At 48.5% G+C, this 17,357-nt stretch carries 15 protein-coding genes; 14 read left to right on the top strand and 1 reads right to left on the bottom strand.

The window, feature by feature from the left end:
* Positions 1 to 76 precede the first annotated feature (76 nt).
* The 11 genes from rpoE (at position 77) to acpS (ending at position 9,596) form a co-directional block, all read left to right on the top strand.
* Positions 77 to 652, top strand: a complete 576-nt coding sequence (rpoE, locus tag AC1HDJ_RS12320) for an RNA polymerase sigma factor RpoE (protein WP_438623693.1) — start codon at positions 77 to 79, stop codon at positions 650 to 652.
* A 92-nt stretch (positions 653 to 744) separates the two neighbouring features.
* Positions 745 to 1,353 carry an anti-sigma-E factor RseA gene (rseA, locus tag AC1HDJ_RS12315; protein ID WP_479536050.1) on the top strand — a complete coding sequence of 203 codons (609 nt, stop codon included), beginning with the start codon at positions 745 to 747 and terminating at the stop codon, positions 1,351 to 1,353.
* 137 nt (positions 1,354 to 1,490) lie between these two features.
* Positions 1,491 to 2,483 (top strand): sigma-E factor regulatory protein RseB, encoded by a 993-nt coding sequence (gene rseB, locus AC1HDJ_RS12310; protein ID WP_479537142.1) that lies wholly within the window; start codon positions 1,491 to 1,493, stop codon positions 2,481 to 2,483.
* Positions 2,484 to 2,696: 213 nt separating this feature from the next.
* Complete coding sequence (locus AC1HDJ_RS12305) at positions 2,697 to 3,236, top strand: SoxR reducing system RseC family protein (RefSeq protein WP_479536049.1); 540 nt, start codon at positions 2,697 to 2,699, stop codon at positions 3,234 to 3,236.
* A 199-nt stretch (positions 3,237 to 3,435) separates the two neighbouring features.
* Positions 3,436 to 5,229 (top strand): translation elongation factor 4, encoded by a 1,794-nt coding sequence (gene lepA, locus AC1HDJ_RS12300; RefSeq protein ID WP_479536048.1) that lies wholly within the window; start codon positions 3,436 to 3,438, stop codon positions 5,227 to 5,229.
* 31 nt (positions 5,230 to 5,260) lie between these two features.
* Positions 5,261 to 6,157 (top strand): signal peptidase I, encoded by an 897-nt coding sequence (gene lepB, locus AC1HDJ_RS12295; RefSeq protein WP_479536047.1) that lies wholly within the window; start codon positions 5,261 to 5,263, stop codon positions 6,155 to 6,157.
* A gap of 15 nt (positions 6,158 to 6,172) precedes the next feature.
* A complete protein-coding gene (gene rnc / locus AC1HDJ_RS12290; RefSeq protein WP_479536046.1) occupies positions 6,173 to 6,850 on the top strand; it encodes a ribonuclease III in 678 nt (225 codons plus the stop codon).
* Positions 6,847 to 7,755 carry a GTPase Era gene (gene era, locus AC1HDJ_RS12285; RefSeq protein ID WP_438623700.1) on the top strand — a complete coding sequence of 303 codons (909 nt, stop codon included), beginning with the start codon at positions 6,847 to 6,849 and terminating at the stop codon, positions 7,753 to 7,755. The genes rnc and era overlap by 4 nt, the downstream gene beginning before the upstream one ends.
* A 20-nt stretch (positions 7,756 to 7,775) precedes the next feature.
* Entirely contained in the window at positions 7,776 to 8,492 is a 717-nt protein-coding gene (gene recO / locus AC1HDJ_RS12280) for a DNA repair protein RecO (protein ID WP_479536045.1), read from the top strand.
* A complete protein-coding gene (gene pdxJ, locus AC1HDJ_RS12275) occupies positions 8,485 to 9,216 on the top strand; it encodes a pyridoxine 5'-phosphate synthase (protein ID WP_438623702.1) in 732 nt (243 codons plus the stop codon). Before recO ends, pdxJ begins: the two co-directional genes overlap by 8 nt.
* Positions 9,216 to 9,596: a holo-ACP synthase gene (gene acpS, locus AC1HDJ_RS12270; protein WP_479536044.1), complete on the top strand. Its 381-nt coding sequence runs from the start codon at positions 9,216 to 9,218 to the stop codon at positions 9,594 to 9,596. Before pdxJ ends, acpS begins: the two co-directional genes overlap by 1 nt.
* 111 nt (positions 9,597 to 9,707) lie before the next feature.
* Here acpS and barA read toward each other — a convergent pair whose 3' ends face one another.
* Positions 9,708 to 12,566 (bottom strand): two-component sensor histidine kinase BarA, encoded by a 2,859-nt coding sequence (gene barA / locus AC1HDJ_RS12265; RefSeq protein ID WP_479536043.1) that lies wholly within the window; start codon positions 12,564 to 12,566, stop codon positions 9,708 to 9,710.
* Positions 12,567 to 12,631: 65 nt separating this feature from the next.
* On the opposite strand from barA, the gene rlmD reads away from it, so the two are divergent.
* From rlmD to mazG, 3 genes are all read left to right on the top strand, one after another.
* Positions 12,632 to 13,957 (top strand): 23S rRNA (uracil(1939)-C(5))-methyltransferase RlmD, encoded by a 1,326-nt coding sequence (rlmD, locus tag AC1HDJ_RS12260; RefSeq protein ID WP_479536042.1) that lies wholly within the window; start codon positions 12,632 to 12,634, stop codon positions 13,955 to 13,957.
* A gap of 173 nt (positions 13,958 to 14,130) precedes the next feature.
* Entirely contained in the window at positions 14,131 to 16,359 is a 2,229-nt protein-coding gene (gene relA / locus AC1HDJ_RS12255; RefSeq protein ID WP_479536041.1) for a GTP diphosphokinase, read from the top strand.
* A gap of 130 nt (positions 16,360 to 16,489) precedes the next feature.
* A complete protein-coding gene (gene mazG, locus AC1HDJ_RS12250) occupies positions 16,490 to 17,302 on the top strand; it encodes a nucleoside triphosphate pyrophosphohydrolase (RefSeq protein ID WP_479536040.1) in 813 nt (270 codons plus the stop codon).
* The last annotated feature ends 55 nt before the right edge of the window (positions 17,303 to 17,357 follow it).

Below are 17,357 nucleotides of genomic sequence, written 5' to 3'. Positions count from 1 at the left end.
CAATTACTGCGATTTCACACTAACAGCGAGTAATGCGAGATGCTGTACAAAGAATGTTTTGGAGAAAACACCTCGGATGAGCGAGCAGTTGACAGATCAGGTTCTGGTCGAACGTGTTCAGCAGGGGGATAAACGCGCTTTTAATCTTCTGGTTGCCCGCTATCAGCATAAAGTGGCCGGATTGGTTTCCCGTTATGTCCCACAGGGCGATGTCCCTGATGTTGTACAAGAGTCATTTATCAAAGCGTATCGGGCCTTAGCGTCTTTTCGCGGTGAAAGTGCGTTCTACACATGGCTGTATCGTATTGCGGTGAATACCGCAAAAAATTATTTGGTTGCTCAGGGGCGCAGGCCGCCGAGCAGCGATGTAGATGCAGAAGATGCGGAAAATTTTGAAGTAGGCGGTGCGTTAAAAGAAATATCGAACCCTGAGAATTTAATGTTGTCAGAAGAGTTGAAGCGGGTGGTTTTTGCTGCAATAGAAGCACTACCTGATGATCTGAAAATGGCAATCACGTTGCGTGAGTTAGATGGGTTAAGTTATGAAGAGATCGCCACGATTATGGATTGTCCGGTTGGTACGGTCAGATCGCGGATATTTCGAGCCCGTGAGTTTATTGACAGTAAGATTCAACCCTTAATTCAGCAGTAAATGGCCATGGGAACTCCGGTCTGATTAGCCGCAACAGTGCACCGGTGTCAGGCAATAGTCATATCACCTTTAGGTAATATAGGTAAGTAGGCATGCAGAAAGAGCAACTTTCCGCCCTGATGGACGGTGAATCGGTAGACAGCGTGTTGTTGAGTGAGCTGTCGAAAGACCGTGAGCTGCAAGGAGCGTGGCGTAATTATCATCTTATCCGCGATACGCTGCGCAAAGAGACACCGGCAGTGCTCGATTTTGATATTACCACCCGCCTCGCTGCTGCGTTGGAAAATGAACCCACGTTGTTTGTGCCTAAGGCCGTGCCAGAGTCACAACCTGCACCAGAAACATGGCATAAGCTGTCGTTTTGGGAGAAAATTCGCCCTGTACTGGGTAATGTTAGCCAATTGGGGTTGGCTGCGTGCGTATCACTGGGCGTGATTGTTGGTGTGCAATATTACAATCAGCCAGAAGGCGGGTTGGAAGACAGCCCTGTTTTCAATACATTGCCTATTGGCGGACAAGCCTCACCGGTAAGCTACAGTGTACCGACCTCGGGTGCACCTAGTGAGCAGCAGCTGCAAGAGCAACGCAAGCGCATTAGTGCAATGTTACAAGATTATGAGTTACAGCGTCGTTTGAATGCGGAGAACATTGAGCCGCGTCAGAGTGATATGTCGCAACAAGCCGGGAATACACAGCGCTAATGAAGCAAATTGTCTTTTTCCTGCTGTCAGTGCTGGGGCTTTGCAGTACCAGCGCTGTTGCATCACAAGGAACGGCAGATCTGCCTGCAATCTCTTCATTACCGCCAGTTCCCGCAACCACTGCGCCGGTAAAAAACATGCAGGCAGACGAACTTCCAGCACCAAGCTCTACGGTAGCTGACAACAGCACGGTAGCAGATAACAGTGCTCAGTCGGCACAAACACTGCTTGAAAGCATGGCGGTAGCCTCACAAAATCTCAATTATGAGCTGTCGTTTATCCGTATCAGTAAAAGCAGTATTGATTCCATGCGCTATCGCCATGCGTATATCAATAAGCGTAACCTAAGCCAAATGCTCTACCTTGACGGGCCGCGTCGTGAAGTTTTACAGCGTGGTGATGAGGTAAGCTATTTTGAATCCGGTGTTGAGCCTTTCACTATCCGCAGCTCGCACATCGTTGACTCACTGCCTTCCGTGCTACATGGCGATTTCAAACAGCTCAGTAAATTCTACGATTTTGTTCCGGTAGGGCGTGCTCGGGTGGTTGACCGTCCAACACAAGTGGTGCGTATTGTTCCGCGTGATGATTTTCGCTATAGCTATGTTGTCTGGCTGGATGAAGAGAATAAACTGCTGTTGCGTGCAGATTTACTTGATCGCGATGGTGAAACCCTTGAGCAATATCGGGTTATCTCGTATGTGGTAACACCCGAATTGATGAAAGTAATGTCAAAGTTGGATGATGTTTCTCTACCACCGGTTTTGGCGTTCGAGCCACAAGCAAAACAGGATATGGCATGGAAACTGACATGGCTTCCGAACGGGTTTACAGAAGTTTCGCGTAGCCGTCACCGTCTTCCTAATGTGGATATTCCGGTAGAATCACGTCTTTACTCTGATGGATTATTCAGTTTTACCGTCTACGTATCGCCAACTGATGGCCGTGCTCTGCATGAGCAACTGGTCCGTCAGGGGCGTAGAACGGTACATATTGAAAATCAGGGCCCGTATGAAATTACGGTTGTGGGTGAGTTACCCCCGCCAACGACTAAGCGAATTGTACACGGGGTAAAGTTTGATTCGGTGCCAACCAGCAGCGCGCCAATCAATAACAACAGCAGTAAATAACGATAGATAATTTTGCGTGGTGGGGTTACATATACCGCGTATCAGAAAAATAACAGACAGGTAAGCCGAGATGAAGAAGGCTTGCCTGTCTGTTTTTGGTTTAGATGACCATGGTAGATAAAAATATTGCGCATACTTGTTGGTATCAAGGTTAACGGTTTTGGCCTGCCATTGCGTTAAGCATTTAAGCCACAAATTAGATAGAGATTGCCGATGATCCGGGAAAGAGTGACTGTTGTTGGCTACCAAGATGGGGTGGCCACTGTAGTGTGCCAGCAAAAATCAGGTTGCAGTGGATGCGCAAACGCATCGGGCTGCGGCATGAGTTCGTTGGATAAAATATCCAGCGGCAAGATGCACAGACTTGAACTGCACAGTGATGTTGCATTAACGGTCGGTCAGCAGGTTGATATCGGGATATCTGAAACCAGTTTGGTCAGATCCGCCTTTACCCTCTATTTTATCCCGTTACTGGGGCTGGTTTTAAGCACCCTGATAGCGAGCCAGTATCTGGCACAAGAGTGGGTGGTCATGCTGATTGCAGCGTTGGGTACGGGGGTAGGGTTTTTAGTTGCCCGCAATATGGCTCGGCATGCTAGCCAGCAAAAAGCGTATCAGCCAATTATCTTACCTACGGTGGGGATGCCTGATGCGGCAAGGGGTGAACATGAGCAAGTGGATGTTTATCATGCTGTTGTGGATATTGGCGTTAAACAGCCGTTGCTGCTCTCATCAAAATCTGACTCTGAGTGATTAACTGGGCGGTGACTCTGAGGGTATTGACGTGATGATTACGTCAATACAGCGTATTCTGGCTGTAATAAATACCGCTAATCCGCAAAGTGAGTGCGTGCAAGGATAGCGAGTAACCGGCGATTCAGGTAGAATCCACCCACTTAAATCATTAACACTGATTCTGCTTTGATTCCTAGCAAAGGTCGCGCAAATTCTGATGAAGCATATTCGTAACTTTTCCATCATAGCCCACATTGACCACGGTAAGTCGACTCTGTCTGACCGGATCATCCAAATTTGTGGCGGTTTATCTGATCGCGAAATGGCAGCCCAAGTTCTGGACTCTATGGATTTGGAACGTGAGCGCGGTATCACCATTAAAGCGCAAAGCGTTACGCTAGACTATACCGCCCCTGATGGTCAGGTTTATCAGTTAAACTTTATCGATACCCCGGGCCACGTTGACTTCTCGTATGAAGTATCCCGCTCGCTGGCGGCCTGTGAAGGTGCGCTGCTGGTGGTTGATGCAGGCCAAGGCGTTGAAGCACAAACACTGGCAAACTGTTACACCGCGCTGGATATGAATCTGGAAGTGGTGCCGGTATTGAACAAAATTGACCTTCCTGCCGCAGAGCCTGAGCGTGTAGCTGAAGAGATTGAAGATATTGTAGGCATTGATGCTACCGATGCGGTGCGCTGTTCAGCGAAGACCGGTGTCGGTGTGCCGGAAGTACTGCAACGGTTGGTTGAGTCTATCCCCGCACCGGAAGGTGACCCTGACGCGCCGTTACAAGCCCTGATTATTGACTCATGGTTTGATAATTACTTAGGCGTTGTCTCTCTGGTTCGTATCAAAAACGGCAGCCTGCGTAAAAACGACAAAATTAAAGTGATGAGCACCGGCCAGACTTGGGGTGTTGATCGTTTGGGTATTTTTACCCCGAAGCAGCTTGACCGCACCGGATTAAATTGTGGTGAAGTAGGTTGGGTTGTCTGCGGTATTAAAGATATTCTGGGTGCTCCGGTGGGCGATACCCTGACGCTGGCACGTAATCCGGCAGATAAAGCATTACCAGGCTTTAAGAAAGTAAAACCACAGGTATATGCGGGTCTATTTCCTATCAGCTCTGATGATTATGAAGCATTTCGTGATGCGCTCGGTAAACTGAGCCTGAACGATGCCTCACTGTTTTATGAGCCAGAAAGTTCTACAGCGCTGGGTTTTGGTTTCCGTTGCGGCTTCTTAGGCTTGCTGCACATGGAGATCATTCAAGAGCGTTTAGAGCGTGAATACGACCTTGATTTGATCACCACAGCACCAACAGTAGTGTATGAAGTGGCCGTGACTAGTGGCGAGATCGTTTATGTTGACAGCCCGTCAAAATTACCACCGCTGAATAATATTGATGAACTCCGTGAGCCAATCGCAGAGTGTCATATGTTGTTGCCACAGGCCTATTTAGGTAACGTGATCACACTGTGTATCGAAAAACGCGGTGTACAGACCAACATGGTTTACCACGGTAACCAAGTGGCGCTGACCTATGAAATTCCGATGGGTGAAGTAGTTCTTGATTTCTTTGATCGATTGAAATCAACGTCACGCGGTTATGCATCACTCGATTACAGCTTTAAGCGTTTTCAGGCAGCTGACATGGTGCGTGTTGATATTATGGTTAACGGTGAGCGTGTTGATGCACTGGCAATTATCACTCATCGTGATAATGCGCAAGGTCGTGGCCGTGATGTGGTTGAGAAGATGAAAGAGCTGATCCCGCGTCAGCAATTTGATATTGCGATTCAAGCGGCTATCGGTAACCAGATTATTGCCCGTGCCACCGTGAAGCAGTTACGTAAAAACGTACTGGCAAAATGTTACGGTGGTGATGTGAGCCGTAAGAAAAAGCTGCTACAGAAGCAGAAAGACGGTAAAAAACGTATGAAGCAGGTCGGTAACGTCGAGCTGCCACAAGAAGCGTTCTTGGCCATTTTGCATGTCGGCAAAGATTAATTTTCGACAAATATTGATTTAAGGAGCAAGCATGGCTAATACCTTCGCGCTGATTTTGGTGCTGGTTACTCTGTTCACCGGAATTATTTGGTGTTTAGATAAACTGGTCTGGGCACCTAAGCGTAATGCCAAAAAAGAGGACGTACGTGCGAAGGCAGGCGGCAATATTGATGAGGCAACCTTGAACAAGGTTGCTCCACAACCAAGTTGGGTTGAGACTTCTGTCTCTATCTTTCCGGTTATTGCCGTTGTATTGGTCGTGCGCTCTTTCATCTATGAGCCATTTCAGATCCCCTCTGGCTCTATGATGCCAACGTTACTGGTGGGCGATTTTATCCTTGTGGAGAAATTTGCCTACGGTATCAAAGACCCGATCTTCCAAAAAACGTTGATTAAGACCGGTGAACCTAAGCGCGGTGATATTGCGGTATTTAAATATCCAGAAGATCCGAGCTTAGATTACATCAAGCGCGTTGTTGGATTACCGGGAGACACGATTGTTTATCAAGATAAACAATTGTTCATTAAGCCCGCCTGTCCTACAGGAAAAGAGTGTCAGCCGCTGACCAAACTGGAGTACAGCAATGTGCATCCAAGCCCATTTTATCAGGGTAATGCTCAGTTAATTGAAGCCACTGAGCAGTTAGGTGCAGTGGGGCATAACATTCTTATTAATCCTTATATGCCAGAAGCAACTGCCTATTATTACACCCAAACCGGAAAACCGGTGGGTGAGTGGGTTGTCCCTGAAGGTGAATATTTTGTTATGGGTGATAACCGTGACAACAGTAAGGACAGTCGTTTCTGGGGCTTTGTCCCGAACGCCAATTTAGTCGGTAAAGCCGTTGCCATCTGGATGAGTTTTGAGAAAGAACCCGGAGAGTGGCCAACAGGTGTTCGCCTAAACCGAATTGGCGCAATTCATTAATCGGTTATGTAGTTGATGAATGCATCATTAGATACTTTACAGCGTAAGCTGGGTTACACCTTTACCAATCAAGAGTTACTTCATCTGGCACTGACTCACCGCAGTGCCAGTGGCAAACACAATGAGCGTTTAGAGTTCCTTGGTGACTCTATCCTCAGTTTTGTGGTTGCTGATGCGCTGTATCATCAGTTTCCTAAAGTTGATGAAGGCGATATGAGCCGCATGCGTGCTGCATTGGTTCGTGGAAATACACTGGCTGAACTTGCCCGAGAGTTTGAACTGGGTGACTATTTGCGTCTTGGCCCCGGAGAGCTTAAAAGTGGCGGGTTTCGTCGGGAATCTATCTTGTCTGATACCGTTGAAGCTATCATTGGTGCGGCCTATTTAGACACCGGTTTAGAATCAGTTCGTCAGCTGATTTTGCAGTGGTATCAGCAGCGTTTGGAAGAGATCCGCCCAGGTGATCGGCAAAAGGATCCTAAAACGCGCTTGCAAGAGTATCTGCAAGGCCGCCGTTTACCGTTGCCGGTTTACCATGTTATGCAGGTGCGCGGTGAAGCGCATGATCAAGAGTTCACGATTCATTGCAGCGTAGAAGGCATGGCGCAGCCGGTTATCGGTATTGGCTCAAGCCGCCGTAAAGCCGAGCAAGCTGCCGCTGATCAGGCACTTACATTGTTGGAGCTGGTATGACCGAAGCTGAAAAAACACATTGTGGCTTTATTGCCATTGTCGGTCGCCCAAATGTCGGGAAATCAACGTTACTGAACCAGTTACTGGGGCAGAAAATTTCGATTACCTCACGCAAGGCTCAGACTACGCGCCACCGTATTGTTGGTATTGACACGCAAGGGGCTTATCAGGCTATTTATGTTGATACCCCCGGTTTGCATATCGAAGAGAAGCGCGCGATTAACCGCTTGATGAATAAAGCCGCCACCAGTTCTATTGGTGATGTAGAGCTGATCATTTTTGTGGTGGAAGGCACTAACTGGAATGAAGATGATGACATGGTGCTGGGTAAACTGCGCCATGCCCGTTGTCCGGTTATTCTGGCGATCAACAAAGTTGACTGCATCAAGCAAAAAGATATTTTGCTGCCGCATATTCAGGCATTGGCTGAGAAGTTTAACTTCCTGAATGTTGTGCCTATTTCGGCTGAAACCGGTGCTGGTGTTGATGAAATTGCCCGCATTGTGCACGATAAGCTGCCAGAAGGGACACATCACTTTCCGGAAGATTATGTCACTGACCGTTCACAGCGGTTTATGGCTTCAGAGATTATCCGTGAAAAGCTAATGCGTTTTATGGGTGAAGAGTTGCCGTATTCTGTGACCGTAGAGATTGAGCGTTTTGTGGCCACAGAGATGGGCACTTACGATATCAATGCGGCGATTTTGGTTGAGCGTGAAGGCCAAAAGAAGATGGTGATTGGTGCGAAAGGCAGTAAGATCAAGGTGATCGGTACTGAAGCGCGCCGCGACATGGAATCTATGTTCGATACCAAAGTTCATCTGGAACTTTGGGTTAAAGTAAAATCAGGTTGGGCGGATGATGAGCGCGCTTTGCGCAGCCTCGGTTATACGGACGATCTGTAATTGAACAAGGATACACTCTGATGGAAGGGTGGCAGCGTGGCTTTGTACTTCACGCTCGCCCTTACAGTGAAACCAGCCTGATGCTGGATGTCTTCACTGAAGATCAGGGGCGAATGCGCATACTTGCCAAAGGTGCGCGCAGCCGTCGTTCCCATTTAAAGGGCTGTTTACAGCCCTTTACTCCCTTACTGCTCCGTTGGAGTGGGCGTGGAGAGGTCAAAACATTACGCAGTGCAGAGTCTGCTGCGTTAGCCTTGCCTTTTAGCCGTATCGGTTTATACAGTGCGCTGTATGTCAATGAGCTGGTCACCCGTGTCCTTGAGCCACAAACGGCTTACTCCTCTGTTTTTCTTGATTATCTCACTTGCCTGCGTGAACTAGCGCAATATCCAAATAATCCTGAACCGGCACTACGCCGTTTTGAATTGGCACTGTTACAGGCGCTTGGCTATGGCATTGATTTTGTGCATTGCGCAGGGAGCGGATTACCAGTTGATGGGCAGATGACATACCGTTACCGTGAAGAGAAAGGGTTTATTGCATCACTCATTGTTGATCAGTTAAGTTTCAGCGGCCATCACCTGCATGCATTGGCGGCACGCCAGTTTGATACATCGGATCAACTAAAAGCGGCAAAGCGCTTTACGCGTTTAGCATTAAAGCCATATCTTGGTGGTAAGCCATTAAAAAGTCGGGAACTTTTCCGCCATTTTGCCAAGGAGTCGAAACATGTCTAAGTTATTGCTCGGTGTTAACATTGATCATATCGCGACAATTCGTAATGCACGCGGAACGATTTATCCTGATCCGGTGAATGCGGCTTTTGTTGCAGAACAAGCCGGTGCTGATGGCATTACGGTACATTTGCGTGAAGATCGCCGCCATATTACTGATCGTGATGTGAAAATTTTACGGCAAACCCTGCAAACACGAATGAATTTGGAGATGGCTGTCACCGAAGAGATGCTGGCGATTGCCTGTGAGGTGCAACCACACTTCTGTTGCTTAGTGCCAGAAAAACGCGAAGAGGTGACAACCGAGGGCGGGTTGGATGTTGCCGGTCAGCTGAGTAAAATGACTGATGCGGTGGCGCGTTTAACTGCGGCACAGATTAAAGTTTCGCTGTTTATTGACCCTGACATGGCACAAATTGATGCTGCGGTTGCCGTGGGTGCGCCGTTTATTGAGTTGCACACCGGTGCATATGCTGATGCGCCGACCGAGGCAGCACAGCAACTAGAACTTGCTCGTATTGCGGCGGCGGCAGAATATGCTGCGGGGCGTGGGCTGACTGTCAATGCCGGGCATGGTCTGACATACCACAATGTGGCTGCGATTGCTGCCTTGCCTGAGATGTACGAGCTTAATATCGGCCATGCTATTATTGGTCGAGCGGTGATTGACGGGCTGAAAAATGCAGTTTCTGATATGAAGCAGTTGATGCAGGCTGCGCGTGCATAATGGCGGTTTGCGGTTTAGGCACAGACATTGTTGAAATAGCCCGTATTGATGCAGTAGTTAATCGTAGCGGTGAACGGCTGGCACGGCGGATCCTAACAGCATACGAGCTGACGTTGTATCAGGCCAGCACACAGCCAGTACGCTTTTTAGCCAAACGTTTTGCAGTGAAAGAGGCGGCGGCCAAGGCGCTGGGTACTGGATTTCGCGCTGGCATTGCGTTCAATCAGATAGAGGTGCGCACTGATATGTTGGGCAAGCCTTGTCTGTATTGGTATGAGCACGCTGATAAGCAGCGCGTTTTGCTCGGCGCAGTACATTCACATGTAACCATTGCCGATGAGCGGCATTATGCCGTGGCGACGGTACTCCTCGAACGGTAATCGCTGCAGTTACTAGGCTAAAATAGTGGCTGAAAAAGATAAGGTGAGCGTGATAGCTCACCTTTTTTACCTATATCGTAGTTTACGCTTACCGCAAACAGGTCCCAGAACTTATGTAACCTGATGCGGAATAAAACGTAAAGACTGATGCCTGACGTTCTCTATCTCATCGAGTAACTCGAGCCATTCCGGTTCTAACTCTTCTGCCGGTGTCCCCTGACGTAACAGCTGTTCAAGCTGACGGCAGAGGTTTTTCAGGCGCGGCACTCCGCTGTAACTGCAACTACCGTGCAGTGTGTGAATTTTTGCAAGGATCTCGGGCTCATCCTGTTCATTGAGTACATTGTGTACCCTTTGCTCAATTTCGGTCAGGAAAGTGAGGAGCATTTCGAGTAATTCAATGGCTAAATCTTCTTTACCGGCGGCTTGCTGTAACGCTAATGCCCAGTCAAGGCTGCTGTTTTCACTGACATTACCCGCAATCACGGTTTTCACTGTCTCAGTTGTTTCTGCTGTCTTTGTAGTTTCAATCGTGAGTTCAATCGGGGCAGTGTCGGTAACATCGCTAATCACGGTGTGTTTGTTCGGTATTGCGGCGGCTGACGCTATTATCGGTAGATTGCAGCCGGTATGCAGAGCCATAATCCGCTGTAGCATGCTCTCATCAATTGGTTTGGTCAGATAATCATCCATGCCAGCGGCAATCAGCCGCTCGCGCTCGCCACTCATGGCATGTGCGGTAACGGCAACAATCGGGGTGTCCTGATTATTGGTTTGTTGGCGAATCAGTTCGCTGGCCCTGATGCCATCCATCTCCGGCATCTGAATATCCATCAAGATAATATCAAACCGTTGGCGTGATGCCTGTTCTACGGCATCAAGCCCGTTATTGCACAGATAAACGTGTTCGACCATCTCTTGCAGCAGTGTGCCGATAAGTTTCAGGTTGGCCGGATTATCATCAACCGCCATCACATGTAGTGGCAGTTTGGCCGGCAGCCATGCGGGGTTTGGCAATGCTGTGGTGTGGCCATCTTGCAGGGTATTAAACAGCCGCGCGCGTGGCAGCGGTTTGGTTAAGCAGGCCTCTGCACCGGCTTGGATGAGTGCATCGGCAACATTCAGATCTTTACTCGGCAGGCCGACAATAACGCGTCGGGTGTAGCGGCGTGCCAGTTTAATCTGCTGTGACATATCAGCCACATCAGGCGTGAGTGTAGCGGCAAAACAGAGTAGCAAAATATCGGTCTGTGTGGCTGTCAGCTCTGCTAGTGTTGCGGCACAGTTCAGTACTACTGGTTGTTGCTCAAACATACTCATCACTGCACTGGCTGCTTGCTCATTGGGTTCAATTAGGCTGATGTGTTGCCCAGTGAGTGAGAGCAGTTTTGGAACATCGTTGTGAATGCCATCGGTCAGCGCTAGCGGTACGGTAAACCAAAAACTAGAGCCTTTATGCAGGCGGCTTTGGAAACCAATTTCACCGCCCATCTCTTTAACCAATTTTTGGGTGATAACCAATCCTAAACCGGTACCGCCATAACGGCGGGAAATGCTGGCATCCGCCTGACGGAAGGCCTGAAACAGCTGTGCTTGCTGACGTTCAGAAATACCGATACCGGTATCTCTGATTTGTAATAGCAGTTCAATTCCGCCTGGGGTACGGCTGCGCAGTTCGATTAAAATATCGATATTACCGTGTTCGGTAAATTTAATGGCGTTACCGATCAGGTTGGTGAGAATTTGCTGTACCCGCAGCGGATCTCCGACCACATATTCAGGCACATCCTGGCTGAGGGTGAGTGTCAGCTCGATACCTTTATCGTGGGCATTCGGGGCAAGCAGCAGCATGACTTCATCAATCGTATCGTGTACCCCGAATGGGATTTGCTCTAGTACCAGTTTTCCGGCTTCGAGTTTTGAGAAGTCTAAAATATCGTTGATAATAGTCAGCAAGTTATTGGCTGAACGCTCAATGGTTTGCAGGTAGTCAATTTGGCTGGTACTGAGACGAGTTTTTAACATTTGGCGGGTAAAGCCGATAACACCATTAAGCGGCGTGCGCAGCTCGTGTGACATATTGGCCAAAAACTCGGATTTAATGCGTGCCGCTTCTTGTGCTCGTTTTTTCGCCAGATCAAGCTCTACGTTCTGGATCTCCATCTGCTCGAGCGTTTCCCGCAGATCAGAGGTGGCCTGATCAATGCTTTGTTGCATCTCTTCGTGGTATACAGTGAGTGATACAGCCATCGAGTTAATGCCATTTTTCAGCATGTTTAACTCACCAAGCATATTACCGGCAACGCGGCTATCAAGTTGCCCACGGCGAATTTGATCAACGGTGTGCACCATATGAGTGATAGGTACAGTTACCACGCGCATCAGTCGGTAAGAGAATACACCCGCAATAATCATACCGATAGCTAACATTCCCAGTGATGCGGCTATCTCTTGATACTGTTGCAGCTCCATCGGCCTGACATCAAGCTCTACGGCAATATAGCCAAGTGGTGGGTTGCCTTCAGGGTTGTTCAGCAACAGTTCAGGCAGTGAGTTTTCCGCAAAGATGGGGGTACGGATCACCAGCAGTTGATCTTGCCGTGTTACCATCACTTGGGTCGGCAATTTGCTCTGCTCATCAAGTTGCAGAACTGAGAAATTGCGGTGAAAATTAGAGGTAACAAATAAACGGTTATCAGCATCGAATACCGCAATAGAACGCACTATATTTGAATGGCGACGGTGCAGTAAATTGATCAGCTGCTTTACTGACTCTCGGTTTCTGAATGTCATGGCATATTCAGTGGCCACAGATAAAGGCTCGATAATCGAAATACCTTCATCAATCAGTTGTTGATCGAGATCGCGGTAACGATTGACGACAAAAAAAGTGCTGAGCAACAACCCGATAATTAGGGTTGGAGCCAGTGTCATGGTGATTACTCGTGCGCGCAGGCCGTAATTGGTCATCAGTCGTTATCTGTGGGAGAATTGCCGATTATTCGCATAATTTACCTGATTATGGCTAGATATTCATGGTGCAATTTTATACTCCAGTAAAAAAACAGGCTTCTGTCGTACAAAATGTTGAAGTTGAGATCCTTTCTCTTGATTATCAAGGGCAAGGTGTTGCGCGTTGGCAAGGAAAAACGCTCTTTGTGACCGGTGCGCTGCCCGGTGAAAAAGTGCTTGCGCGGGTTTATGAAGATAAGCGCCAGTATGCGAAAGCAAGCACGCAAAAAGTGTTACACGCTTCTGAGGCGCGGGTCAAACCGGTATGCCCACATTATGCGCAGTGTGGCGGCTGTCAGATGCAACATATCGAGTATGCATTGCAAACTGAGAGTAAGCAAAATGCGTTTTTGCGCTTAATGACCCGTGATATTGCTGCGCCAGCCACGGTGACTGCGCCATTATGTGGTGATGCATATGGTTATCGCCGTCGCGCAAGACTAAGTTTACTGGCCGATAAAAAGACCCGAGAGCTCACGTTGGGTTTCCGGCGCGCGAATGCAAAAACACTGGTCGATATCCAGCAGTGTCCGGTACTACAGCCGCAGCTTTCTGCACTTATTCCCCCATTAAAACAGTGTTTACAAAAACTGCGAGGGGTTATTTCACTGGGCCATATTGAGCTGGTGGGCGCTGATAATGGAAATGCTTTGGTGGTGCGCCATGTAAAACCGTTATCAGAATCTGATCAGGCAATGTTGGTTGAGTTTGCCAACGCGCATCAACTGAGTCTGTTTTTAGCCCCTGATAGTGAGCAAGTCATCTGTTTAGCAGGCCAGTGGCCAACCTATCAGGTAAACGGTCTGACGCTGCAATTTTCACCGCGTGATTTTATTCAGGTGAATGCTGACGTAAACCAAAAAATGATCGCGCAGGCATTAACGTGGTTAGCGTTGTCGGCCGATGATCGGGTGCTGGATTTGTTCTGTGGGATGGGGAACTTTACATTACCGATTGCACAGAAAGCCGGCTATGTGGCGGGTGTTGAAGGTGTTGCTGCCATGGTTGAGCAGGCCAAAACCAACGCACATGAAAACCAGATCAGCAATGCGGAGTTTTTCTGCTGCGATCTGGATGCCCCACTCACGGCTCAGCCGTGGAGTACTGAAGGGTTTAACAAGGTGTTGCTTGATCCGGCACGGGCTGGCGCATTGGCGGTAATGGAACATATAGTGAACTTGCGCCCGAGTCATGTTGTCTACGTGTCGTGTAACCCGGCGACTCTGGCACGTGATAGCCAAGTTCTAATCGAGGCTGGCTACCAGTTGGCTGAGTTGGGGGCCCTAGATATGTTCCCGCAGACGGCTCATGTTGAGTCAATGGCGCTGTTTATCCGCCGTAAAAAGTAAGGCCTTCTGGTTTGATTTTCCAATGCTGCGGGTAAATGAACGATTCATTAGCGGTATGATTTTTTATCGAATATTCAGCGTATAAAAAACGGTGTGTATTATATCGTACCGGCCCAAGTATCTGTTTTATGTCGTCAATTAATATCATTAAAGCCAAGAGATAGGGATTAATTATGGTTGCAGTTCGTGGTGCTCACCTGAATAAAGACGGGGTGTTTGCGCTCGAAAAATGGATTAACAGTCTGGGTTTATCACCTGAGACCGGAACCCGTGTATCCGAAACTTGGCGTTATTGTGAGAGCTGTATTGCTGATCCTGCATTAGCCAGTACAGTGCTATCGCGTGGTTTGGAAATGGTCGAAATTCTGGCCACGCTGAGTATGGATACCGATAGTTTACGGGCGGCATTAGTTTTTCCATTGGTCGAAGCCAAAATTCTGCCCCTGACTCAGGTGCAGGAAGAGTGCGGTAAATCAATCGCGGAGCTTATTCGCGGCGTATTGGATATGGATGCAATACGCCAGCTAAACGGCACGCAAAACGGCTCTACATCGTCTGAACAAGTAGATAATGTGCGGCGCATGCTGTTGGCTATGGTGGAAGATTTCCGCTGTGTAGTTATCAAACTGGCCGAGCGCATTGCACACCTGCGAGAGGTGAAAGATGCCGATGAAGAGCAGAGAGTTTTAGCGGCCAAAGAGTGTACCAATATCTATGCACCGCTGGCTAACCGCTTGGGGATCGGGCAGTTAAAGTGGGAGTTGGAAGACTACTGCTTCCGTTACCTGCACCCTGATGAGTACAAGCGGATTGCCAAACTACTACACGAACGCCGGATAGACCGCGAGCAGTACATTGACTCTTTTGTCAAAACGCTGCGCTCACACATCAAAGAGGCCGGTGTGGCGGCGGAAGTGTACGGTCGGCCTAAGCATATCTACAGCATTTGGCGAAAAATGCAGAAGAAAATGCTGTCGTTTGATGAACTGTTTGATGTACGTGCTATTCGTATCATTACCGAGCGTCTGCAAGACTGTTATGCCACGTTAGGGGTGGTGCACACCTATTGTAAGCATCTGCCCAAAGAGTTTGATGATTATGTGGCTAACCCTAAACCTAACGGTTATCAGTCAATTCATACCGTAGTATTAGGGCCGCAGGGTAAAACCATTGAAATTCAGATCCGCACCCGTCAGATGCATGAGGATGCTGAGCTGGGTGTCGCCGCACACTGGAAATATAAAGAGGGTGGTGGCAACGTGCGTTCCGGCTATGAAGAGCGGATAGCGTGGTTGCGTAAACTGCTGGCCTGGCAAGAAGAGATCTCTGACTCTGGCGAGATGATGGATGAGCTGCGCAGTCAGGTCTTTGATGATCGTGTCTACGTCTTTACCCCGAAAGGAGATGTGGTTGATCTGCCAAGTGGCTCAACACCGCTCGATTTTGCCTACCATATTCACAGTGATGTTGGTCATCGTTGTATTGGTGCCAAAATTAGTGGGCGCATCGTTCCTTTTACCTACAAATTGCAGATGGGTGATCAGATAGAGATCATCACCCAGAAAAATCCTAACCCGAGCCGTGACTGGTTAAATCCGAACCTTGGGTTTGTGAACAGTAGCCGTGGGCGCGCGAAGATCCATGCGTACTTTAAAAAGCTCGATCGCGATAAAAATGTGGCCGCCGGTAAAGAGATGCTCGAAGGTGAGCTTTCACGCATGGGGTTGGGTTTTAAAGATGTTGAAAAGCTGGCAATAGAGCGCTTCAATGTCAAAAGTATGGAAGAGGTGCTGGCCGGTATTGGTGGTGGCGATTTACGCCTTAATCAGCTGATTAATTTCCTACATAACCGCTTGATGAAGCCGGATGCAGAGCAAGCCGATAAAGAAGCGCTGCGCAATATCGCCCAAAAAGCCCAGAATGCCGGGCATAAGAGCACCGATCACAAGCCGGGGCGGATTGTGGTTGAAGGTGTTGGGAATTTACTGCACTACATCGCGCGCTGCTGTCAGCCGATTCCGGGTGATGACATTGTCGGTTTTATCACCCAAGGGCGCGGTATCTCAATACACCGTGCTGATTGCGAACAGCTGCATGATCTGCTCAGCCATGCACCGGAACGCGTGGTTGAAGCCGTGTGGGGTGAGTGCTACTCATCAGGCTATTCGCTCAGTGTACGGGTGATGGCCAATGATCGCAGCGGATTACTGCGCGATATCACCACTATTTTGGCGAATGAAAAAGTCAACGTACTGGGCGTAGCCAGCCGCAGTGATACCAAAAAACAGCTGGCGACCATTGATATGGAAATTGAGTTGTATAACCTGCCGGCGCTCGGGCGGGTACTCAGCCGCATCGGGCAACTGCCGGATGTGATTGAAGCTCGCCGATTACGCGGTTAGTGCCGCACGGTGGGTTGCTGCAAACAGAATTTGATTCATGGATACATCACGGGAAGCATTTAGCTTCCCGTTCTTTTTCGTTTTTTCAGTACAGGTTACTGATTGTCGATAACAACAAAAAAATAGGCTGATGAAAATGTCTGAACCGATGAACACTCTACTGAACATTATGCAACAACTGCGCGATCCACAAACTGGTTGCCCGTGGGATCGTAAACAAACGTTCGAAACGCTGATGCCGCATACGCTGGAAGAGACCTATGAGGTTATCGATGCGATTGAGCGTAATGATGCGGCTGATCTGAAATCAGAGCTGGGCGATATGCTGTTTCAGGTGGTGTTCTATGCACAAATCGCCAAAGAGCAGGGGTTGTTTGATTTTGGTGATGTGTGCAATGAGATCAGCGATAAGTTATATCGCCGTCATCCGCATGTGTTTGGTGATACTCAACTTGATGCAGTGGCGGGTGATGCAACTGCCGAAGTGTTACGCAACTGGGAGAGCATCAAACAAAATGAGCGTACAGAAAAAGCACAAACCTCAGTATTGGATGATATCCCTAAAGCACAACCGGCACTGATGCGTGCTTATAAAATGCAGCAACGTTGTGCAACAGTGGGCTTTGATTGGGATACTTTGGGCCCAGTTGTTGAAAAAGTGCACGAAGAGATCGAAGAAGTGCTAGCTGAAGCGTGTCAGGTGGAGAAAAATGAGGTAAAATTAGCAGAAGAAATTGGAGACTTGCTTTTTGCTACGGTTAATCTCAGTCGTCACTTGGGGCACAAGCCGGAACTGGCACTGCGTCAGGCGAGTGATAAGTTTGAACGGCGCTTTCGTCAGATAGAAGAGGCGATAGCCGCACAAGGGCGACAGATGCAAGATGCATCACTGGCAGAAATGGAAGCATTATGGCAAGCAATAAAGCGCCGTGAGCCTTCATAATAACCGGCTAATTAACCGTTGAAAAATGAAGAATAGGGTACAAAAGGGGTAATCA

It is taken from the genome of Plesiomonas sp. ISS29 (assembly GCF_056522795.1).
This window is presented reverse-complemented; position numbering and strand designations above follow the sequence as displayed.